Source organism: Streptomyces profundus (assembly GCF_020740535.1).
Classification (GTDB): domain Bacteria; phylum Actinomycetota; class Actinomycetes; order Streptomycetales; family Streptomycetaceae; genus Streptomyces; species Streptomyces profundus.
In genome coordinates, this window is the sequence record NZ_CP082362.1 from 6,254,903 (window position 1) to 6,274,504 (window position 19,602).

The 19,602-nt window shown below is 71.1% G+C and carries 20 protein-coding genes; 3 read left to right on the plus strand and 17 right to left on the minus strand.

What is annotated here, in order from left to right:
* Nucleotides 1-22 precede the first annotated feature (22 nt).
* From K4G22_RS27045 to K4G22_RS27110, 14 genes are all read right to left on the minus strand, one after another.
* The gene (locus tag K4G22_RS27045) at nucleotides 23-583 is read right to left on the minus strand and encodes an SUKH-4 family immunity protein (RefSeq protein ID WP_228083069.1); all 561 of its coding nucleotides are present in this window, start codon (nucleotides 581-583) and stop codon (nucleotides 23-25) included.
* Between the two features lie 3 nt (nucleotides 584-586).
* Complete coding sequence (locus tag K4G22_RS27050) at nucleotides 587-1,147, minus strand: SUKH-4 family immunity protein (protein WP_228083070.1); 561 nt, start codon at nucleotides 1,145-1,147, stop codon at nucleotides 587-589.
* Entirely contained in the window at nucleotides 1,144-2,031 is an 888-nt protein-coding gene (locus K4G22_RS27055) for a nucleic acid/nucleotide deaminase domain-containing protein (protein ID WP_228083071.1), read from the minus strand. Before K4G22_RS27055 ends, K4G22_RS27050 begins: the two co-directional genes overlap by 4 nt.
* A 23-nt stretch (nucleotides 2,032-2,054) precedes the next feature.
* The gene (locus tag K4G22_RS27060) at nucleotides 2,055-2,834 is read right to left on the minus strand and encodes a nucleic acid/nucleotide deaminase domain-containing protein (protein WP_228083072.1); all 780 of its coding nucleotides are present in this window, start codon (nucleotides 2,832-2,834) and stop codon (nucleotides 2,055-2,057) included.
* A gap of 35 nt (nucleotides 2,835-2,869) precedes the next feature.
* Nucleotides 2,870-3,595 carry a WXG100-like domain-containing protein gene (locus K4G22_RS27065; protein ID WP_228083073.1) on the minus strand — a complete coding sequence of 242 codons (726 nt, stop codon included), beginning with the start codon at nucleotides 3,593-3,595 and terminating at the stop codon, nucleotides 2,870-2,872.
* Between the two features lie 238 nt (nucleotides 3,596-3,833).
* Complete coding sequence (locus K4G22_RS27070; RefSeq protein ID WP_228083074.1) at nucleotides 3,834-4,757, minus strand: phosphotransferase family protein; 924 nt, start codon at nucleotides 4,755-4,757, stop codon at nucleotides 3,834-3,836.
* A gap of 128 nt (nucleotides 4,758-4,885) precedes the next feature.
* Nucleotides 4,886-5,464: a DinB family protein gene (locus K4G22_RS27075; RefSeq protein ID WP_228083075.1), complete on the minus strand. Its 579-nt coding sequence runs from the start codon at nucleotides 5,462-5,464 to the stop codon at nucleotides 4,886-4,888.
* 200 nt (nucleotides 5,465-5,664) lie between these two features.
* Nucleotides 5,665-6,873, minus strand: coding sequence for a phosphatidylserine decarboxylase (locus tag K4G22_RS27080; RefSeq protein WP_228083076.1), 1,209 nt, complete (start codon nucleotides 6,871-6,873; stop codon nucleotides 5,665-5,667).
* A gap of 147 nt (nucleotides 6,874-7,020) precedes the next feature.
* A complete protein-coding gene (locus K4G22_RS27085; RefSeq protein ID WP_228083077.1) occupies nucleotides 7,021-7,260 on the minus strand; it encodes a DUF397 domain-containing protein in 240 nt (79 codons plus the stop codon).
* Between the two features lies 1 nt (nucleotide 7,261).
* The gene (locus K4G22_RS27090) at nucleotides 7,262-8,107 is read right to left on the minus strand and encodes a helix-turn-helix domain-containing protein (RefSeq protein ID WP_228083078.1); all 846 of its coding nucleotides are present in this window, start codon (nucleotides 8,105-8,107) and stop codon (nucleotides 7,262-7,264) included.
* A 250-nt stretch (nucleotides 8,108-8,357) separates the two neighbouring features.
* On the minus strand, nucleotides 8,358-9,005 hold the full coding sequence (locus K4G22_RS27095) for a hypothetical protein (protein ID WP_228083079.1): 648 nt from the start codon (nucleotides 9,003-9,005) through the stop codon (nucleotides 8,358-8,360).
* On the minus strand, nucleotides 9,002-9,151 hold the full coding sequence (locus tag K4G22_RS27100; protein WP_228083080.1) for a hypothetical protein: 150 nt from the start codon (nucleotides 9,149-9,151) through the stop codon (nucleotides 9,002-9,004). The genes K4G22_RS27095 and K4G22_RS27100 overlap by 4 nt, the downstream gene beginning before the upstream one ends.
* A gap of 25 nt (nucleotides 9,152-9,176) precedes the next feature.
* On the minus strand, nucleotides 9,177-13,451 hold the full coding sequence (locus K4G22_RS27105; protein WP_228083081.1) for an AAA family ATPase: 4,275 nt from the start codon (nucleotides 13,449-13,451) through the stop codon (nucleotides 9,177-9,179).
* A 24-nt stretch (nucleotides 13,452-13,475) separates the two neighbouring features.
* A complete protein-coding gene (locus tag K4G22_RS27110) occupies nucleotides 13,476-14,246 on the minus strand; it encodes a hypothetical protein (protein ID WP_228083082.1) in 771 nt (256 codons plus the stop codon).
* A gap of 465 nt (nucleotides 14,247-14,711) precedes the next feature.
* Here K4G22_RS27110 and K4G22_RS27115 point away from each other — a divergent pair, with 465 nt between their 5' ends.
* The 3 genes from K4G22_RS27115 to K4G22_RS27125 all read left to right on the plus strand — a co-directional run bounded on the left by K4G22_RS27115 (nucleotide 14,712) and on the right by K4G22_RS27125 (nucleotide 17,054).
* Nucleotides 14,712-15,308 (plus strand): TetR/AcrR family transcriptional regulator C-terminal domain-containing protein, encoded by a 597-nt coding sequence (locus K4G22_RS27115; RefSeq protein ID WP_228084244.1) that lies wholly within the window; start codon nucleotides 14,712-14,714, stop codon nucleotides 15,306-15,308.
* Between the two features lie 83 nt (nucleotides 15,309-15,391).
* Complete coding sequence (locus tag K4G22_RS27120) at nucleotides 15,392-15,847, plus strand: SPFH domain-containing protein (RefSeq protein WP_228083083.1); 456 nt, start codon at nucleotides 15,392-15,394, stop codon at nucleotides 15,845-15,847.
* A 184-nt stretch (nucleotides 15,848-16,031) separates the two neighbouring features.
* Entirely contained in the window at nucleotides 16,032-17,054 is a 1,023-nt protein-coding gene (locus tag K4G22_RS27125) for a helix-turn-helix domain-containing protein (protein WP_228083084.1), read from the plus strand.
* A gap of 23 nt (nucleotides 17,055-17,077) precedes the next feature.
* On the opposite strand, the gene K4G22_RS27130 is transcribed toward K4G22_RS27125, so the two are convergent.
* The 3 genes from K4G22_RS27130 to K4G22_RS27140 form a co-directional block, all read right to left on the minus strand.
* Nucleotides 17,078-17,869 (minus strand): SAM-dependent methyltransferase, encoded by a 792-nt coding sequence (locus K4G22_RS27130; RefSeq protein WP_228083085.1) that lies wholly within the window; start codon nucleotides 17,867-17,869, stop codon nucleotides 17,078-17,080.
* 82 nt (nucleotides 17,870-17,951) lie between these two features.
* A complete protein-coding gene (locus tag K4G22_RS27135; protein WP_228083086.1) occupies nucleotides 17,952-18,203 on the minus strand; it encodes a hypothetical protein in 252 nt (83 codons plus the stop codon).
* A complete protein-coding gene (locus K4G22_RS27140; protein ID WP_228083087.1) occupies nucleotides 18,200-19,480 on the minus strand; it encodes an amidohydrolase in 1,281 nt (426 codons plus the stop codon). Before K4G22_RS27140 ends, K4G22_RS27135 begins: the two co-directional genes overlap by 4 nt.
* Nucleotides 19,481-19,602: the final 122 nt, after the last annotated feature.

The following is a 19,602-nucleotide window of genomic DNA, read 5'->3' on the forward strand; positions in this document are numbered from 1 at the left end:
GGTATGAGACCACTGACGCTGATCAGAAGTCGGTCAGGGTCGACAGAAGCCAGTAGCGCCAGGCACTTTCGGGCAGAGCGGTCGCCATCGGATCCAGCGCCTCGAACTCATCGGCCAACGCGTTAGCGATCGGCGTCCGGACGGTGTAGTGGGTGGGTCCCACGAGAATGTCCCATCGACCGTGGACGGAGATCAGGCATTGTGCGAACAGGTCGAGTCGGGTATTGAGGATGTAGGCTTCTGATCGCCCTTCAGGTACGAGCCAGACAATGCCGGTTGCACCGTCCAGGAAAGTTTCGTGATCTTGACTGAACCCGAGGCCCACCCAGTGGTTGGCCGTTTCAGGAAGTCCTTCCAGATAGTCGAATTCCGGTTCGAAGTCGTGGGCGTTCGGTAGGCCGGAATCCAGATAATTTAGCGGTGCGTAGAGGGAGTCGTCATCCCCCGGGAGCCCCACCTCGGCGAGGAAGCGCCGGCTCTCCGGGTGGACGACCAACGGGTTGAGCCGCTCCGGTGGGATGACGGTCACGTGGTCGGCGCCGAACGCGGCTTCCAGGTCCGCACGGGACACAGAGGAAGTCATGGATCAGAAATCCGTCAGGCTTGACAGGACCCAGAAGCGCCAGGCGCTTTCGGGGACGGCGCTCGCCGCCGGGTCCAGTGCCTCGAACTCGTCGGCCAGTTCGTCGGCGATCGGGGTGCGGACGGTGTAGTGGGTGGTACCCGCCAGGATGTCCCAGTGACGGTGGACGGAGACCAGGCATTGTGCGAAGAGGTCCAGGCGCGTATTGAGGATGAGTGCTTCTGACTCCCCTTCCGGTAGGAGCCAGACGATTCCGGTGGCGCCGTCCAGGTAGGTTCCGTGGGCCTGGCAGAAGCCGAGGCCGATCCAGTGGTCGGCTGTCTCGGGCAGCGCTTCCAAATCTCCGAACCACGGGTAGAAATCCTGGGCGCTCGGCAGGCCGGAGTCCAGGTACTCCAAGGCCACGTAGAGGAAGCGGTCCAGTGCGGGGAGCCCCACCTCGGCGAGGAAGCGCCGGCTCTCCGGGTGGACGACCAACGGGTTGAGCCGCTCCGGTGGGATGACGGTCACGTGGTCGGCGCCGAACGCGGCTTCCAGGTCCGCACGGGACACAGCGAAACTCATGAATCCCCCTGCTGCTGGGCCGCCGTCTCGCGGAGCAGCGCCAGGAAGCCGGCCTCGCGCTCCTCGGCGGTGTCGCCGTAGTCGAAGGAGTGCGTGAACCGCGCCTCGGGGAAAGTGCCGGCCAGCCAAAGCGCGCAGTAGTGGCCGGGCAGGAAGCACGCCTCCAACTCGGTGTACACCTCTTTGACCTGTTCGGGCCGGACGCCGGACTCGGCCAGCTCCTCCCAGAGCCGTTCCTCCGGATGTAGACACAGCGCACCGGAGCTGGTGGCGATCTGCTTCTTCCCCTGGGCGTCGATGATCTCGAAGGACGCGTAGCCGGAGTGCGTCATCGTGTGCCGCACGTCCTGGAGCACGGTCAGCCACCAGGAGTCGGGGCTCTCCATCGGTTCGAGGTCGGCGACGGCGATTCGCCGCGCCAACGCTCTGATCAGCTCGGCGCGTTCGGGAACGGACCTGGTGGCGGCGAGGGAGGAGATGCCCTCGTCCAGCGCCAACAGGGACTCCAGGAACGCCGTCACTGACACATTGACCAGCAGACCGGGTTCCTGAATGCCCACGAACTCGGCCCGCACGGTCCCGCTGGCATCGACACAGATCTGCGCGCCCCGATCGCCGCCGACGCGAGTCCAGGACGCCTGCGGTCCTTCGGGTACGCGGGCGCCGACAGCTTGGGCATATGCGCCGAGTTGGGCGGGGGAGTCGTCACCGGCCGCGGTGAAGTAGGGGCCCACCTGTCGGGGGACGCCGCACTCGGCCAACAGGGCGGCGTCCGCCGCTGGCAGCGACGCGTCCGGAGCGGTGATCCGCCGCAGCCCCGAAGGGCCGAACCGTGAAACCAACCGCCGTCGGAGATCCTCGGACTCAGCACTCCCGCCACTCATGCGACTCATGCTAACGCCTTCCGTTATGACCGCCCCGCACGACCGAACAACCTGTCCTGGTAGCCGGTATCGCCGAACAGCTCCCCCACGTAGGCATCGTGCGCGTCGTTCCCCCTCGCTCGACTCACTCTGTCGCCGTACTCGAAGCTCCCGGAGACGGGGAGGTCCCCGCCGAAATAGTGGGCAAGCCAGGTGGCGCAGTTTCGACCACCATTTGGTATGCCACAGGGATCTCGCTCGGTGTACACCTCGGTGACGCGTCCGGTGAGGCGGTCCCGAGCCGCGAGGAAGGGGCTTCCGACAGCCTGTTCTGAATGGGTATTTGACGTTCGATCGCTTTTTCCGACGAGGATGAAGTCCCCGTCGTCGCCCTGGTAACGGAAGGCCGCGTAGTTGTCTGCCCCACGGTTTCCGTCCGCCAGGCGGGCACGCTGGGTCGCTCGGGAGAGCTCGGTGCTGCCGGGATCGACCCGCTCCGAGTTCACTACTCCGTTGGTTCGCCTCTTTCGCGGGGGTAGGAGGTTCTGCCCGCTCCGATGTGGCGTTGCCCGGCCGTCCGGGCCCAGGAGGTTGTGGACGCCGGAGTTGTCCGAGCCGCTCACCGGGCGGGTGGAGCCGTCCGGCATCAACTGGCGTACGTTGCCGTCGTTGTCGACCTGGTAGGTCGGGACCCGGTCGGTGATGCGTCGTTCCGACTCGTCGAAGCGGTCGGCCGCCGTGTTGACGCGCTCCGAGATGCGGCGGTGCCCGCGCTCCATCCCCTGCGGCATCTTGCGGGCTATGTCGTCGAGGATGTTGCGCACGGGTTCGGCGATGCGCCGTCCTAAGCCGGCCACGTTCAGCCCCCGGTGGCGAAGGTCAGTCCCGAAACCCGGGAGGCGAACTGTTCGCCCGCTGTGAGGTTGCCGTCCGCCTGCCCCAGGATGGTGCCGCCCAGGGCCCGCATCTCGTCCGTTCTCAGTTGGAGCCTCGGCAGCGGCTCACCGGCCGCGATGTCGGCGGCCTCCTCGTACGCCAGCCGCTCCACGGCCGTGAGTATCTGATCCTGTACCGGACCTATCACGCCGTCCACCAGGGCGCCGATCGCCTCTTCCTCGAAGCGTTGGACGATCTCGTTCACCAGCCGCCGCTGTAACTGCTGCGTGGCCACCGCCGTGCCGGAGGCCAGACCGAAGGTGGCTGCCGAGGCGGCTAACGCTGCGGTCATCTGGCCGGCGGCTATGCCGAGTTGGGTGAGGCATCGGGTCTTCATGCCCTCGACGGCGACGGCTGCCACGTCGAGCCCGTCGGCCAGTAGCTCGCAGCCGTCTATGAGGGCCCGCATATGGCTGGAGGACTGCTGGCCCCACAGCTCGGCGAGAGCGCCGTACGACTGGGCCTGGTACACCTGCTCCAGATCGTTGCCGACGACGCCCGACGTCGCGTCGAGGGAGTCCTCGCACTCCTGGGCGTAGGCACGCAGGCCGTCGGCCGCCTCGCGGAGTTCGTCCTCGTCTATGTCGGGCCAGTTGAAACCGAGCCAGTCCACGACCTCCGCGAGCCAGCCGGGCAGATTGATCGACATCCGCTACCCCCCAGGTACGCGATCTGTCCCACTTTCTTCAACAACCATCGTAGGAAGCGCCGAACCCGCCCCCAAGGTCGCGTGGCGTGCTGGGGCACCCTTGTGACATGACCGTGAAAGGGGCCCCAACTAGCCTTCTGAGTGCATGACTTGATACTACGTCGACGCGTTCGCGGACGCGCTTCGTGCGTGGAGACCGCCAGACCGTTCCCGGGGTTCGGTAGGCCCGGGGTCACGGTCACAGGAGCAGCGCCTCCAGCTCCGGAAGTCGGGCGAAGAGGTCGGGGAGGCCGCGCACCCCGTTGTGCGCGGCCTCGTGCGACAGGGCGAGGTCAGGGCCGGTGCTCGCCTCGACACCGGCGAGGCACCGGAGGATGTTCCACCTCGTGTGTCCCAGCCAGCCACCGAGCATGAACACGAACCAGCTCGGCCCCGACGGCGGCAGCGCTCCGCCCCCCGCGACATAGCCGTCGAGAACCGAGCGGAAGATGGCGGGCTCGATGTCGTCGAAGCCAGGTCCCTTCGCGAGGCTCAGGGCGGTCGAGCCGAGCTCACCGGAGAGGTCGAGCGTCCCCGAGAGCTCCCAGTCGAGCACCACCGGCCGACCCTCGCGAGCGAGCAGGTTCCACGGTTGGACGTCCCGGTGGGTCAGCACGACGGGGCCCGGCCGTTCGCAGGTGTCGACGAAGCGGCCCATCGCGCGGAACGTCTCGACGTGGGAGGCGAGTTCGTCGGCCCACGGCTGTCCGGTCGCCGCCGCCCGCGCGGCGAGCTCGGGCCAGTCCCATGACGTCGGATCCTCGATCGGCGCCGGGGTCCACGCGACGTCGAGCGCGTGGACGCGCGCGAGGATCTCACCGATCTCGAACGCGTACGCAGCCGACACCGGCGCTTCGGGCACCTTCTCGCCCTCGACCCATCGGTGCACGAGCGTGTCGTGGCTGGCCGAGATCGGCTCCGGCATCGGAATCCCGGCGGCGAAGGCCGCCCGCTCCAACCTGAACACGTCGTCCACGGGGCAGGCCCAGCGGCGGTCGACGAGGTTCAACTCCTTCACCGCGAACGACCCCTGGTCGGTGTCGAGTCGGTACATCCGGTTGGCGAACCCGCCGTGGACGCGGATCATCGCCCCGGTCGGTGTGCCGAGCTGCGAAAGGTCCACCGAGGCATTCTAGGAGCTGGCGGATCATCGACGCGTCGGACGCGTTCCGGACGCGCGCACGATCACCGCCGCTCCGACGGATGGCCGATGGTCGGGTTGCCTTCGGGCTGTCCGCTTCGCGGGCGGCGCTACTGGCCCACCCGGCCGTCGAGGCGTTCGCGCAGGAGGTCGGCGTGGCCGCAGTGGCGGGCGTATTCCTCGATGCGGTGGATCCACAGCTCTCGGACGGCGCCGGGGGAGGTGCCGCCGTGGACGACGCGGGCGCCCAGGTCCGGGTGTTGGGCCAACGCGGCGTCGGTCGCGGCCTGTTCACGGTCGAGGTCGGCGAAGGCGGTGTCGACGAGGGTCTGGTCCGCGTGGGCTCCGTCGAAGTCGCCGTCCCGGCCCCCGTAGAGCCGTGGCGCCGGGTCGTCCGGCGCGATCCACGTGCGCCAGTCCCGTTCCACCTCGGCAAGATGGCGAACCAGTCCCAGCAGGGACATGTTCGATGGGGGTACCGATCGGCGGGCCAGTTGTTCCGGAGTCAGCCCGTCACACTTCATCCGCAGGGTGTGGCGGTAGTCCTTGAGGAACTCCTGGAGCGTCGCCAACTCGCCGTCCGGGGCGGCCCCGTCGCTGTTGCGGGGGTCGTCGTCGGGGTCCACCCACATATCGGGATAGACGGTTGCCTGGGTCCAACGCTCGGGTGTGTCGTTCACCGTCGGCATGATTCTGAGCGGCGCTCGGACAGGCAAGTGATTATCTCCGGCGCGGTGGCTGGCCGCGATGCCGTGGATCCTCGAAGGCGTCGGCGGCCAGCCACCGGGGGCTCGGCCTGCCCGAACGCCATGACGACCGCGAGCGGTTCCGCGCCGGCGTCGACGTCGTCCTGGCCGGGATCCAAGCCGGCTCGCCCCCGGGGAACGCGTCAGGGCGCGAGCGGGCGGCGGGGCGGGTGGTTGTGGTAGGGGCTGGTGAAGAGCCCGGCGGTGCGCGCGAGTTGTTCGAGTACGCCGATGCGTTGACCCTGGAGGAGTTGGAGCGCGGGGAAGCGGCCGGGTTCGAAGAGCAGGATGTTGAGCGATCCGCCGTACTGGAAGTTGCCGACCTTCTCGCCCTTCTCGACAGGGACGGGCGTCGACGGAGTGCCGCCCTTGAACTTGTCCAGGAAGTTCACCGAGCCGATGGAGTTCAACCCGACCGGAACCAGGCCGACATAGCCCTCGCCGTCCGGTCCGCCCTGCGCGTCCTGGTAGCGCGTCCGAATGATGACATAGCCCCGGCGGAAATTGCTGAACAGCGCGTAGTCATAGCCGTATCCGACGTTTCCCTTGTTGAGCAGCTCCGCGAAGTTGCGCATTCCGTAGTACTGGCCGCCGATATCGTCCCTGGACTCCACCACCTCGCCGCCGACCGGGGCGTGGTACCAGTGGTAGCTGTCGGGCAGCAGCACGCAGGAGACCGCCGTGCCGCCGAGGAACCTGGCGGCGTAGGGGGAGTCGTCCAGCAGCTGACGGATGTTCATGGTGACCGTCTTGACCGGTATGGGCGTGGTGTCGGTCAACTCGTCCACGATCATGTTGATCACGCAGTCCGCCGAGGCGACGACCACGCTGTTGTCGTCCTTGGCGTCGATCGGCCTTTTGCCGTCGGCGAGTTCACGGGCGAAGAACGCGTTGAAGTTGGGCCAGTCGGCCACCTTGTAGTCGGCCATCCGCTTGGGCCCGAGTTCGGCGACCCACTTCTTGATGAGGTCCTTGGACTCCGGTGAATCCATCCACCGGCCCTGGAGGTTGGTGAAGTCGGCGGTCATCTTGTACCCGGGCCCGCGGGTGACGAAGACCATGCCGTAGTCGTTCTCGTAGTTGATCCAGCTGAACTTCTCGATGTAGTTCAGCCCGTTGTTGACGCCCGACTCCCAGTGGTACCACTCGCGGAAGAAGTCGCAGAGAAAGCGGATGTTGCGGTTCTTCCAGTCGCAGCGCACCTCGTTGGGCGTGTCCTCCGGCATCGGCACCACATGGGCGACGGCCGCGTCGTAGAGGGTTCGGAAGCCCTCGTGGTCGGTCTCGTACCATCTGGCGATCTTCGCCAGGAACTCCTCAAGGCTCTCCGAGTACTCGTCGTCCCGCGACATCGTTGTCCCGTTCTCCTCGGCTGGACTGTCCCCCACACCGCCTCAATGCCCTCTGGACACGGGAGTTACGCCGCGCGGCAGTTCGGACCACCCCGCTGCCGCCTGACGCGTTCCGGTTCGGCGGCGCGGACGGGACCGGCCCGCTCGTCACGGCCGGTGGGGCGGCCGGTCCCGGGCGAGAGCGGTGACGAAGGCGCGCCAGCTGTCGCCCGGGAAGAGGAGGACGCCGCGAGCGCGGTCCTTGGTGTCGCGGACGGCCTGGTCCCCGGAGGCCAACACGCCGCGCTCCACGCAGTTGTTGTTGCTGCCGCTGTGGCTGCTCCGGTGCCAGCGGGCACCCGGGAGATCAGCCGCCGCAGGGGGGTGCGCGCGGTTCGGGGCTCTCATGTCACGCGTCCTTGATCAGCTCACGCAGGTAGTCCGACGAAGCGACGGGAGACAGCGCGGCGGCCGTCATCTCATCCCAGATATCGAGGTAGTGAGGAACGTCCTTCCGCTGTTGCAGAAGCGTACCGCCGGTGACGTGCTCCAACCAGACGACGTCGGCCGGAGGGTCGCCCCGCAGGCTGAGAACGGTGAAGGGCGGCCACTGGTTGACCGTGAGGGTCGCGTCCAGCGGCAACACCTGAAGGCTCACATTGGTCCGCTCCGCCACCTTGAGCAGATGCTCCAGCTGCTCCCGCCGCTCGCGCCTGGGCCCGGGGAGCCGATGGAGCGCCGGCACATCGAGGACCACCCGCAGCATGAAGTCCGGTGGGTCGACAAGGAGTTGCTGTCGCCTGAGCCGGGTCTCCACCAGGGTCTCCAGCCGCCCGGGCTCGACCGCCGCGATCACCCGGCGCATATACGCCTCGGTCTGCAACAGGCCGGGGACCACCTGGTTCTCGTAGCCGCGGATCAGCTGGGAGTCCCACTCCAGCGTGAGGTAGTCCTTGAGCTCGTCGTGCAGGACCGGCCCCGAGTTGCTCCACCAGTCAACCTTGTGGACGTCCTTGGCGAGCCGCTTGAGGTTGCCGCGGAGCCGCTCGTCCGTCACCCCGTAGAGGTCGAGCAGCAGCGTCAGATCGAGCTGGCGGATGCCGCGCTTGCCGTTCTCGATCTGGCTGATCTTCGGGTGGCCGCACTCCAGCCGCTCGGCCACCTCCTGGACCTTGAGCCCGGCTTCCGTCCGCAGCTCCCGAAGTGCCCCACCCAGTCGGCGGCTTCGCATCGTTGGCATATCGCTTTGAGGCATGAGTTCATGATGTTCCGACCGTGACTCCGGACTAACCGGCGTCTGCCCTGTTCACCCGAACGGGTAAAGTCCCGGGGGAACAATTTCGGTAGGACAATGGTCGGGATGTTCCCGCGAACGTTCCTCGGTGGTGTCGTTGCGGATGGCGCCGGCCAGCTGTTCGTGGAACTCGCGGGGCAGGGTGTGGGGCCCATGGCGGCCACGACCATGGGAGAGTCCGCGCCGCCGAGTCCTTTCCCTGGCGCCGGCGTCAGCCGGATCGGCCGGCGACGGTGAGGAAGGCCACCGCGCCGATGGCGACCAGGGCGACGGACAGCAGGCACCAGCGGCGGGCGGTGTGGAACGCGGCCCGGATCTGCCAGACATGGGCCATGGCCAGCAGCCAGCGGACCTGGGGGTCGGTTCTGGCGATGTTCGCACGGGCGCGCAGCAGATGGCGCTGGAGATGGTCCCGGCGGCGCGGGTCGGCCTCGGCGAGCAGGGCGCGGTGGACGTTGGCGGCGATGGTGCGGTGGCGCAGCAGATCGGCCACGCTCTCGGCCGCGGAGCCGAAGAAGTCCGCCGGTGCCGCGTCGATCATCCGGCACAACGGCCGGACCGAGGGGTCGGTCAACGTCGCCGTTGTGGTGATCGGCGGCACCAGCACCTGGCTGATGTGCCAGATGGCGAGCGTCACTCCCGTGAGGGCGAGCAACAGCGCGGCGCCAGCGGTCAGCGCTTCGCCCAGCCCGTCGATCCTGCCGACCGCGACGAGTGGACCACCGCCGATCAGCGCCGCCCCGACCGCGCCGAAGGCCGCGATCAACCACCGTGCCGCCGCCCGCAGTTCGGGAACGGCCTCCAGGGGGGACGGCAGCGCGGTGGCGGTGGCGGTGGCTTCGGGGGGTGCCGCGCTCACGCGGGATCGTCCCCCCGGCTCACCGCGTTGGGCGCGGCGTCGTCCTCGGGAACGTCGGGGTAGGGGACCCAGGCCGTTCCGTCGAAGAACTCCAGCTCGCCGTCCTCGCCAAGCCGCACATCGTTGGTCCTCGGCGCCCGCTCCATCCGTTCAGTATGGCAGTCGGGGCGCTCAACCACGCGCTGTTCGCAGGGTGTTGAGGTAGTGCAGCACGCCGGCGACGGCGGCGCGGTGCATCGGGTGGACCAGGCCGGTGGCGAGCGCCTCGTCGCGGGAGCCGGCGAGGATCTCCTCAAGGGGCGGGACGATCGCGCCGAGCAGCGGATCGGCCCGGAAGTCGTCGAGGGCCTCCCCGGCCGCATCGGCCATCGCCGTCTGACCGGCCGCCGCCGCGACGACATTCCCCAACGGCAGGCCCAGATGCATCGCCGTCCAGAGCTCGACCCGGACGGTCACCCGGCCGGCGAGCGCGTCCAGGGCCCGGGTCGCCACCGGCGTGTCCAACGCGGACAGGTCGGCGAGCACGGAGGGGGAGCGTGCCCCGTCGAGCAGTTGGCGCAGCACCGCCGCCAACGGGGAGAAGTTCGGTGCCAGCGCGTCGAGTTGGGTGAGGCGTTGGCGCAGCTTCACCCTGGCGGCGCTGTTGCCCCGGTCGGCGGCGACCAGCGCGGCGAGCAGCGGCTCCCACACCATGCCCCAGACGGCCTCGGTCAGCGCCGCGCTGTCGCCCAGCTGTGCCGCCTGTTGGCGCGCCTCGGTGACGAGGGCCGTGAGGGTGCGGTCGAGATCGTCCGGTCGGGCGACGAGGCGGCCGAGCAGCCGGCCGAGGTCGACGCCCGGCACCTCGTCCACCCGCGCCGACAACTCGGCGAGATCCAGGGGGAGTCGGGCCGCGCTGCCGAACTCGACGAGGTCGCCGGCGAGGGCGTGCAGCGACTCGGCGGTTCTGCTCCCGGTGCAGGCGGCAAGCAGCGCGGCGGCACAGTGGTGCGCGCTCGCGCCCGCCGCGTCCCTGGCGTGGACCTTGAGGTAGGTGCCCAGGTTCACATGGCCCACCACGACGACCCCGGGAACGCCCGCGCGGTAGGCGTAGCGCAGCGCGTCCCGCTCGCGGGCGATGGCGACCTCGCCGTGGCCGCGCACATCCTCGACGTTGGCGAGCGCGCCGAACACCTCGCCGAGCCAGAGCGGATCGCGCGCCTCCTCGAACACCGCGCGGCACGCCTCCAGCAGCTCCAGTGCCTCCGGCAGCCGGCCGAGGCGCAGCAGCGGCATATAGGAGGGGAAACGGGCCTCGGCGATATCCGTCTCCGGCGCGCCGCGCGCCCGTTTGGCGGCGTGGGCGGCGTCGCCATGCTCGATCGCCCGTTGCCAGGCGCCGCCGTTGACGGCCGCGCGCTGCGCGGTGTCGTGCAGTTCCTCCCAGACCTGCCACCACTCCACGGCCTCGCCGTTCAGCCGCTCCTTCGGCAGGGCGTCCATCCGGCCGCGCAGTCGGTCCACGGCGGTCAGCACCTCGGTCGACCGTCCCTGCTCCGCCATCACCCTCAAGCGCTGGGCCTCGCTGTGGAGTCGGGTCCATGGCCCGTGCCCGGCCCGTCGGGTGGCGGCGATCGCCGCCTCGGCGTGCGTCAGGGCCTCGTCGAGGTGGCCGGTGCGCACGCACAGCCCGGCCAGGGCGCTCGACGCCGAGGCGACGGCCGCGTCGTTGCCGTCCGCCACCGCCCTGGCCAGCTCGGCGCGCGCCTGCCGCTCGGCCGTCGCCCGGTCGAGCACCCCCAGGGCCTGGGCGAGGGCGCCACTCCTCGGCGGTCCGGCGTCGTCCGAAGCGGACTGTGTCGACTGTGCGGACAGCGCGGCCAGCCGTCGCAGCACCGGCAGCACCCGGGCGAGCGTGGGCCGCGCCTGATCCCGCCGCAGCACCGCCTCCAGCAGCACCTCGGCCGCCATCCACTCCCGCAGTCGGATCAGATACGGCGAGGCGGAGAGCCCGGCCCGCGCGATCAACGGGCCGGCCAGGCGGGCGTGTTGGGCGTCGGTGCCCTCGCGCTGCCAGGCCATCTTGAAGACCGTCATCCAGTAGCCCGACAGCTGCTCGTCCACCCGCCGCCGGAAGGCCGCGCCCGCCCGGGTGCGGCCCTGATCGGCCACCGTCGACTGGACCTCGTAGCTGTGGGCGTCGCCGTCCGCACCCCGCCGCACGGTGAGCAGTCCGCCGGCGGCGAGCGCCGTCAGGCCCTCGTCCAGTGCCGCGACCGGCGTCTCGTCCGGGTGGTCGAGCCGGCCGCGCGGCGATCGCCAGGTGTGCTCGATCGTCGGACGAGTGCGGTCGTCCTCCTCAAGGCAGCAGACGAAGTGGAACAAGTCGCGGTGCGCCGGGGGCAGTTCGTCGACGATGCCGTCGGCCCAGGCGCGGAGCACACGCGGGTGGTCGGCCTCGTCCGGGGTGAGCCCGTCCACCTCGGCCCACGTGCGGGCCGCCGTCGCCAGGAGCCCGGCGAGCCGCTCGGGGTCGGACGCCTGGGCGTCGACCAGCTCCAGCAGCTTGGGATGGCCGCGCGCCGTCTCCAGCAGCCCCGTCCCCCAGCGGCGGGCGGCGCGCGCGCTCATCCCCGGCACTCGGCCCTCGACCAGACGCGCCAGCCGCGGCAACTCCCGTACCAGCAGCAGAACCTCGTCCAGACTCAGCAGCGGGACCGCCTCGGCGGCCAGCGCCAGCCCGGCCGGCACCACCCGGCCAGTGACGATCAGCCGGCTGGCGCCCAGGGGCGTGGCGAGGGCGCTCAGCAACGTGGCCCAGCGCTGGTCGCGCCACGCGCCGGCCGGTGTCACCAGGGCGTCGACGCGGTCAAGCACGAGGAGCAGTCGGGAGCGGGCCAGGTGCTGGGTGACGTCGGCGATGAACGCGCCGAAGAGATCCGGCTCTTCGAGCAGTTGGACGAGGTCCGGGGCGGCCGGGGCCTGTTCCAGCGCCAGCGCGAGATCGGCCAGGACCGCGCCCGCGTCCACCACGCGGTCCGCCCTCGGCTCCGGCACCTCGAACCACACGACGCGCGCGAAGGCGTGCTCGTGCGTCGAGGCCAACTCCCAGGCGCAGGAGGTCTTTCCGACGCCGGGCATGCCGTGGAGCAGCACGCCGCCCCGGCGTCCGCCGGGCGAAAGCGCCGCGCTGGCCCGCGCGAGGAGGGCGACGCGGCCGACGAACCGCTCGGGCGCGTCCGGCAGCCGCGCCCCTCCGGGGGCCGCGGCTCCCGCCGGTGCGGGTAGGGGTGCGTGTGCGGGGGTCAGCGTCAGGTTCGCGGCGCGTGCGCCGAACAGAGCCGGCGCCATCGCCCGGAGCGCCCCTGGCCTGCTCCCCCCGTCGGAGGCGTCCGCGTGCAGGCCGGTCAGGGCCATCGCCAGGGCTCGGGGCAGCGGCTGCCCGTCCAGGAGCAGCGAACGGTAGAGCCGCTCGGCGAGCGCGATGGCGTACCCGTCCTCCACCGGATAGCGCATCGCCAGCACCGCGCATCCCAGCCGGTCCACCAGCTCCGTCGCGGTGGCGGCGACGGGACGTCCAGCTGGCCCCCGGCCATGCCTCGGTGCCTCGACGAGGGGCAGGTCGAGGAGTCGCCGCTGCTCGTTCGCCGCCATGGTCGCCGACCAACAGGCGGAGAGACTCACCAGCCGCACCCCGCGCGCGGTGGCCAGCAGCTCCACCAGGTCCGCCTCCTGGACCCGGTCGGGGCGGCCGTCGTCCGTCTCCAACAGCAGCTCCCCCGGGGTGCCGTGGCCCGACAGATGCACCACGTCCCAGCCGTGCGGACGGGCGAGCATCTCGTGCAGCCGCTCGCGCGTCACGCCGTACTGGAGGGTGTGCAACTCGACGTCGCGGCCGGCGCGGCGGGCCTCGGCGAAGAGCCGGGTCAGGGTCAGCCGCTCCCGGCGGAGATGGAGCGCCCGACTGCCCTCCGGCAGGCTGAACAGGGCCAGCGCCCGGATCGGTCCGTCGCTCTCCCGCGTGGCGCGGTCCGCGGCGGCCCCGCCGTCGAACTCCATGACCAGCGACACGTCCTGGAGGGCGATGGGCCGCCCGCCCACCCGCGCCAACTCCAGTGGTGTGAAGAGCAGTCGACGTGCGGCCGGCGGTACGACGACACGCACCACGGCGGGAGCGGCGGCCACCAACGCCGGCGCGACGGGGCCCAACACCTCCTCCGCGATCCAGTCGCCCACCGCTCGGATGATCTCCCCCTCCCGGTCGGCCTGGACATCGGGGGCGACATGGCGGCGCAGATAGGCGTGGAGGTCGGTGAACGCCTCGTACTCGGGGCGCTCCCGGTCGAGACGCACCCGGTGGCTGACCACCACCCGGCCGCCCGACCCGTCGCCGTTCGGCTCGGTCAGCACCCAACGCCACTGGTCGGTGGCTACCAAGTCGTCGACGTGCAGGTGGAGTTCGGCCATGCCTCTCCTTCTCCTGTGCGCCGGTCAGATCCCGAGGGAGCGCCTCACCTGCTGGAGGTGCCGGACGGTCGCCTCTATCCCGGGCCGCGCGGGGTGGTTGCGGGGCAGGGCTCGCAGGCCGCGTTCGTACATCGTCTGGGCCTCAAGGAAATGGCTCACGGAACCCGCCCCTCCCAGGCCCAACAGCGCCCCGCCCAGGTTGATGTGCCGGGCCGGAAGCATGGGATCACCGGGCGGCGTGTCGCGCAGCGCGGCGCGGGCGTGCTCGACCGCCTCACGTTGCAGCTCGGCGTCGGGGTGGTGGGTGGTGCGGCGCAGCAGGGCGTTGGCCAGGTTGGACTCCAGGCCGGCATGCTCGGGATCGTGGTGCGGGACGAGGTCGAGGGCCCCTCGGGAGAGCGCGATCGACTCGTCGATGGCCTCGACGTCCCGGGTGGCTTCGAACAGCTCCTGCAAGCTCATCGCGAGCGACGACATATGACGGGGCATCAACGCGTCCCCGGGTAGCGAGACCTCGACGGCCTGCCGGCCGTAGGCCACCGATGTGTCCAGCGAACGGCGGTCGTGGGCCCGTTCCCAGAGCAGGCGGTAGATCATGCACAGCCCGGAGAGGGACGCCGCATGGCGCGGATCGTCCGTGCCGTAGTGATCCTTGGCGCGCGATGTCGCCCTTCGCGCGTCCTCAAGAAGCCCGGGATCGCCGGTGTCCCGGTGCGCCAGCCGGAGCCGCTCGGCGGCCTCGAACGGGTCGGAGTCATCCGGTGTCTGCCGCGATTCGCTGAACCAGCTGGCCACGCCCACCCCCTGGTGTCGACATGCCGCTCCCCGCCGTTCACGGTAGCCCTCCTACGGGGATCGGTCCACCGTCCCCCGCCCGGACCCGGCGGGCATGCTGTCCCCCGCGAACGGGACGGAGGCGCGCCCGCCGCGTGCCCGGCACGACCTGACAGCGGCGCTGCGCCAGCGCTTTGCCCTGATCGGACGGTCCGCCCCGGGCTCCCTGACCACGCGAGCAACTGCGAGTGGTGTGGGGCCGATCCGCTGTCGCCGTCAGGTCGGCTCTCGCGGCCCCCGGCGTCAGGTCGTGGGGGCTTCGGGGTAGGCCAGGGCGCTGGGGGTGCGGCGGCCGACGATGGCGGGGGCTTGCCGGATGAGGGTGTCGTCGGTGAGGGCCGCCACCATGAACAGGGCGAAGTCGACCCGCCGGGTGAGGTTGCTGGCGAGGATCGGGTCCCCGGGGAGCGGGTCATCGCCGCCGCGATGGCGCTGGGCGACGAGAGGAGGGCGGCCGGCGTCACCATGCGGGCGATCGCCGCGCGGCTGGGCGTCGAGGCGATGTCGCTCTACAACCATGTCGCCGGCCGGGACGACCTCATCGACGGGATGGTCGACGCGGTGTTCCGCGAGATCGAACTGCCGGCGCCGGGCGCGGACTGGAAGGCGGCCATGCGCGGGCGCGCCGCCTCCGCGCGCGCGGCGCTGCGTCGCCACCCCTGGGCCGTCGGCCTGTTGGACTCCCGCGACCAGCCGGGCCCGGCCACGCTGCGTCACCACGACGCCGTGCTGGGCGCGCTGCGCACCGGCGGTTTCTCCGTCGCGATGGCCGCCCACGCCTTCTCCCTGATCGACAGCTACCTCTACGGGTTCGTCCTCCAGGAGCTGAGCCTGCCGTTCACCGACCGCGCCGGGTTCGACGAGGTCGCGGGCGGCATTCTGGACGGCCTGCCGAGCGGCGACTACCCCCACCTCGCCGAGCTGATCAGCGAACACGCCCTCAAGCCGGACTACGACCACGCCGCCGAGTTCGCGTTCGGCCTCACCCTGATCCTGGACTCGCTCCACCCCGACGAGCGGTAGGTCCTGTCCAACCGGATGCGCGTCATGGCCCCTCGCTGACAGAATCACGACAACGGGTGCCGGTCAGGCGGCAGTTGGGACGGGTGAGCGGGGGAAAAGTGGTGTGGTGGGTGGTTTTGGGGTGCCTGGTCCTCGCGGCGACGCCGCTGCTGGCCCTCGGTACCGTCGCGGTCCGGGAGGGCGCCGCCGCGATCGCCGCGGACGCGCTGGACGTCAACGTGGAGACGGTCGTCCCCTTCCGGGTGACGGACCCGCGCGCCGCCACCGGTGGGAACTCCGGCCGCCTCCAGGCGCTGGAGCCGCCGGCGGTCGTCACGCCGCGCGACATCGGCGGCGACACGGACCGTGACGTCGTCCCGGACGCCCGCCCCGGGATCGGGGCCGCGCCGCTCGGGGCGCTGGAGGAGAGCACCGGCGGCTGGGGCATCGGCGTCGACCAGGTCGACGCCGGCGCGAAGGGGATCGAGCCGGTCGGGACCCGCAGCGCCACCGTCCGTCGCTTACCGCGAATGCGGAATTCCGCTAGTCGAGTTGGTTGACGTCTGTTTATCTCCTGGAAACACAACGAGGGGCAACGTTAAGTCCCGGCCACACATGGGGCGTTAGCGTGGTGTTCACCCAAGGGCGTGGCCGGGAAGGAATATTGGGTTCGGCGCCCGAGACGGCTGCCATCCCCACCCGCCGGTGCCCCGACCGGCATCCGCTCACTGAAGGAGACGAGCCGTGCACAGCAACGAGATGGCCGTTTTCGGAGTCTCCGAGCCGGAGGAGAAGGTTTATCGGCATTTTCTACGCCATCCCGAAACCAGCGGTCAGGGTATTCATCTGGTGCTCGGCGAGGACGAGGAGACGGTGGCCGATGCCGTCGAGAGACTTGTGCGGTTGCATCTGCTGAGACCCGGGGATCGGCCGGAGGATTTGGTCCCGGCCGATCCCGAGCTCGCCGTCGCCCGGCTGACGGAGCTGCGCCTGCGGGACATGTATCAGGAGATCCAGCGGATCACCCAGAGCCATCACGTGCTCGCCGAACTACGCGCGGAGAGCGCCGCCCGGGATCACGCCCGCTCCGCGCCCGGCTCGTTCACCGAGCAGGGTGTGGAGGAGCTGGACGGCCGCGAGGAGCTGCGCGGCCGGATGGAGGATCTGGTCTTCTTCGCCAGGGAGGAGATCGTATCCGTCGAGCCCGGGATCCATCTGATGGCCGAACAGGTGGGCCAGGCCCAGGGGTTGGAGTGGCGCGCGCTGCGCAGGGGGGTGAGCAGGCGGCTGGTGGTGCCGAGGGCCGCGCTGCACCACCAGCCGGTGGCCGGCTATCTGCGGGAGCTGATGGCGCGCGGCGGCCGGGTGCGGGTGGCCACGGAGATGTCGGACCAGGTCGTGGTCTACGACCGCAGGGTCGCGCTGATGCCGCAGGACCCGAAGAACATCGAGCACGGCGCCCTGCTGGTGCGCGGCCGGGCGCTGGTCTCCACGCTGCTGGGGCTCTTCGAGAAGGTGTGGGAGCAGGCGGAGGATGTGACGGTCGAGCTGCGGGATCCGGCGGAGAGCCAGCTGCCCGAGCTGTCCGAGGCGGAGCTGCGGGTCCTCCATGTGATGTGCGTCGTGGGCAAGGACGAGACGGGCGCCCGCGATCTCGGCGTCTCCGTGCGCACCTACCGACGCCATGTCGCCGATGTGATGCGGCGCCTGGGCGCCTCCACGCGCGCCCAGGCGGCGCTGCTGGCCAGGGAGCGCGGCTGGCTCTGAGCGGGGCCGGCCTCCGGCGCGGGTCAGTCCCGCCCCGCGTCCGGCTTGCGGGCGATGACGATGCCGAAGCTGGTCCAGCGGCCCGCGTCGACGCGCAGCGTCGTGGGGTCGCCGTCGGGGTCCGCCTTGGCGAACGGGTCGTGACGCGCGAACTCGTCCCACCAGGCGGTGGCGTCGGCCGCGTACTCGGCATGGACGATCTCGAACCCGGCCTTGCTGACCTGGGCCACGGTGCTGGTCAGATCGCTGAAGCACTCGGCCCAGGAGAAGTCTCCCCGTGTCACATACGGTCGCAGATCGTCAGGGATGGGCACCTCCAGGTGCATGGGCTCACCGAGGCCGAACACGCCGCCCGGCTTGAGGATGCGGTGCACCTCGCCGAGCGCCGCCTGGTAGCCCGCCTCGCCCTGCAGGCTGCGGATCATCTCCAACGTCGTGGTGGAGTAGGCGAAGTCGAAGGAGCGGCTGGCGAACCCGGTGTCGGGCACGCCCGCCCGCAGCGCGAACACCCGGTCCGTCACGCCCCACGCGCGGGCGTTGTCGGCGACATGGTCGACCATCGGGCGGCTGTCCTCCCTGTCCTCCCACGGGTCCAGGGCCAGCGCGGTGACCCCGTACTCCTTGGCGAGAAAGCAGGTCCCCAGGCCGCGGTTGGAGCCGATGTCGACCAGCGTGGCGGCGTTCCGCAGCCCCATCGCCTCCGCCATGTGCTCGGCCAGCCGCAGCCCGCCAGGACCGCTGCACTGCGCGTAGACATGATCGAGATCGGGATAGGCGTCGGCGCGGCGCGATACGTGGGGGCTGTCGTTGTGCATGGAGCGAGGCTGGGCCCATTTCCGCTCCCGCCGCAACCGGATTTCGCCGATTCGCGCGGATCCGTGCCCCGGGCCCGCGCGGTCAGCTCTCCACGCGCCAGCCCGAGAAGGCGTGGTGCGCGAGGGCGTCCCACATGGCGCGGCGGGCCTGGGTGGGGCCGTCGTCCGCGGGAACGGCGATGCGGAGGCGGATGCGTTCGGGCTCGACGAGCAGGCCGTGCGGGACGTGGGCGCGCAGCAGCCAGAACAGCCGTACCGCGGTGGTCTCGGCGGGCAGCGCGTCCAGGCCGCCACGGACCACGGCCACCTCCTGGACGCTGTGCGGGAAGCTCACCCGGACTCCTCGCTCGGTGCCGGCGCGTGCCCGGCGCGCGCCGCCCCCGACTCCCGTTCCCGGTGGAACGCGTGACAGGCGGCGGTGACCAGGGCCTCGGCGCCGGTGGGCAGCGCGGTGCGCACATCGGGCGCGAACGCGGGGGAGTGGTTGGCGGGAACGGCACGTCCCCCCTCGGCGGCGGCGCGCCAGGCGGCGGCGGAAACGGTGCCCAGCATCCAGTAGCCGAGGCGGACGTCCCGGTGGCCGTGGGACGTCGCCCCTTCGGGGCCGAACCAGCCGAAGTCCTCGGCGGCGGTCGCGGGCGACCAGGGCAGCACCCGGCCCTGGCCGAACGCCTTGGTGTGCGCGGCGCCCAACTCGGCGGTGAGCGCGCCGTCGGGGAGCAGCGCCCGGGAACGGGAGCGGACGGTGATCTCCGGCGGGCGTGGCGCGCCGGCGGCCTCGGCCTCGGCGGTCAGCACCCGGCGCACGGCGGCGAGCAGCCGCTCCAGCGTCGGCTCGGCGAACGCCCGCAGGCTCAGGCCGAGTTCGGCGTGGTCGGGGATCACGTTGGACTCGGTGCCGGCGCGCAGCCGGCCCACGGTGAGCACGGCCTGCTCCGCTGGCGCGGTCTCGCGGGAGATCACGGTCTGTAGTCGGAGCACGGCGGAGGCCGCCGCCACCACCGGGTCCACCGCCATGTGCGGTGCCCCCGCGTGGCCGCCGACACCGTGCAGCACGGCGTCGAGGGCGATCGTGCCGGCCAGCATGGGGCCCTGGCCGTGCGCGACGGTGCCGGCGGGCAGCGGCGCGGTGTGCTGGGCGAGCACGGTGTCCGGCGGGCCCGCCAGCTGGTAGAGGCCGTCGTCGAGCATGGCGCGGGCGCCGCTCAGGGTCTCCTCGGCGGGCTGGCCGACGATCAGCAGCGTGCCGCGCCAGCCGTCGGTGTCCCTCGCCAGCATCCTGGCGGCGCCGGCCAGGGCGGCCAGATGCAGATCGTGACCACAGGCGTGGGAGACGCCGGGGACCTCGCTGCGGTAGGGGAGGCCGGTCTCCTCCGCCACCGGCAGCGCGTCGAGTTCGGCGCGCAACAGCACGGTGGGGCCCTCGCCCCGGCGAAGCACCCCGGCCACGCCGTGCCCACCGATGTCCCCGGTGACGGCGTAGCCGTCCTCCGCCAGCCAGGAGGCGAGCCGTCCGGCCGTGTCCCGCTCGGCCCCCGACAGTTCGGGCCTGAGGTGGAGCGCGACATAGAGCTCGACGGCGGACCGGAGGACATCCGGCGGCACGGCCATGGCGGTGCTCCTCTCTGACCGTCGCCCATCCTGCCGGACCTCTTGATCACCGAGGACACAGGGCGCTGTCACCTGACGTCAGTGGCGTGACAGCGGAACCGGTGTGGGGGTGCCAGCGCGTC

Coding starts and splice junctions, on each gene's coding strand:
- K4G22_RS27045 (WP_228083069.1), bottom strand. CDS start 583: ATGACTTCCTCTGTGTCCCGTGCGGACCTGGAAGCCGCGTTCGGCGCC.
- K4G22_RS27050 (WP_228083070.1), bottom strand. CDS start 1,147: ATGAGTTTCGCTGTGTCCCGTGCGGACCTGGAAGCCGCGTTCGGCGCC.
- K4G22_RS27055 (WP_228083071.1), bottom strand. CDS start 2,031: ATGAGTGGCGGGAGTGCTGAGTCCGAGGATCTCCGACGGCGGTTGGTT.
- K4G22_RS27065 (WP_228083073.1), bottom strand. CDS start 3,595: ATGTCGATCAATCTGCCCGGCTGGCTCGCGGAGGTCGTGGACTGGCTC.
- K4G22_RS27075 (WP_228083075.1), bottom strand. CDS start 5,464: ATGCCGACGGTGAACGACACACCCGAGCGTTGGACCCAGGCAACCGTC.
- K4G22_RS27080 (WP_228083076.1), bottom strand. CDS start 6,873: ATGTCGCGGGACGACGAGTACTCGGAGAGCCTTGAGGAGTTCCTGGCG.
- K4G22_RS27085 (WP_228083077.1), bottom strand. CDS start 7,260: ATGAGAGCCCCGAACCGCGCGCACCCCCCTGCGGCGGCTGATCTCCCG.
- K4G22_RS27090 (WP_228083078.1), bottom strand. CDS start 8,107: ATGCCTCAAAGCGATATGCCAACGATGCGAAGCCGCCGACTGGGTGGG.
- K4G22_RS27100 (WP_228083080.1), bottom strand. CDS start 9,151: ATGGAGCGGGCGCCGAGGACCAACGATGTGCGGCTTGGCGAGGACGGC.
- K4G22_RS27105 (WP_228083081.1), bottom strand. CDS start 13,451: ATGGCCGAACTCCACCTGCACGTCGACGACTTGGTAGCCACCGACCAG.
- K4G22_RS27115 (WP_228084244.1), top strand. CDS start 14,712: ATGGCGCTGGGCGACGAGAGGAGGGCGGCCGGCGTCACCATGCGGGCG.
- K4G22_RS27130 (WP_228083085.1), bottom strand. CDS start 17,869: ATGCACAACGACAGCCCCCACGTATCGCGCCGCGCCGACGCCTATCCC.
- K4G22_RS27140 (WP_228083087.1), bottom strand. CDS start 19,480: ATGGCCGTGCCGCCGGATGTCCTCCGGTCCGCCGTCGAGCTCTATGTC.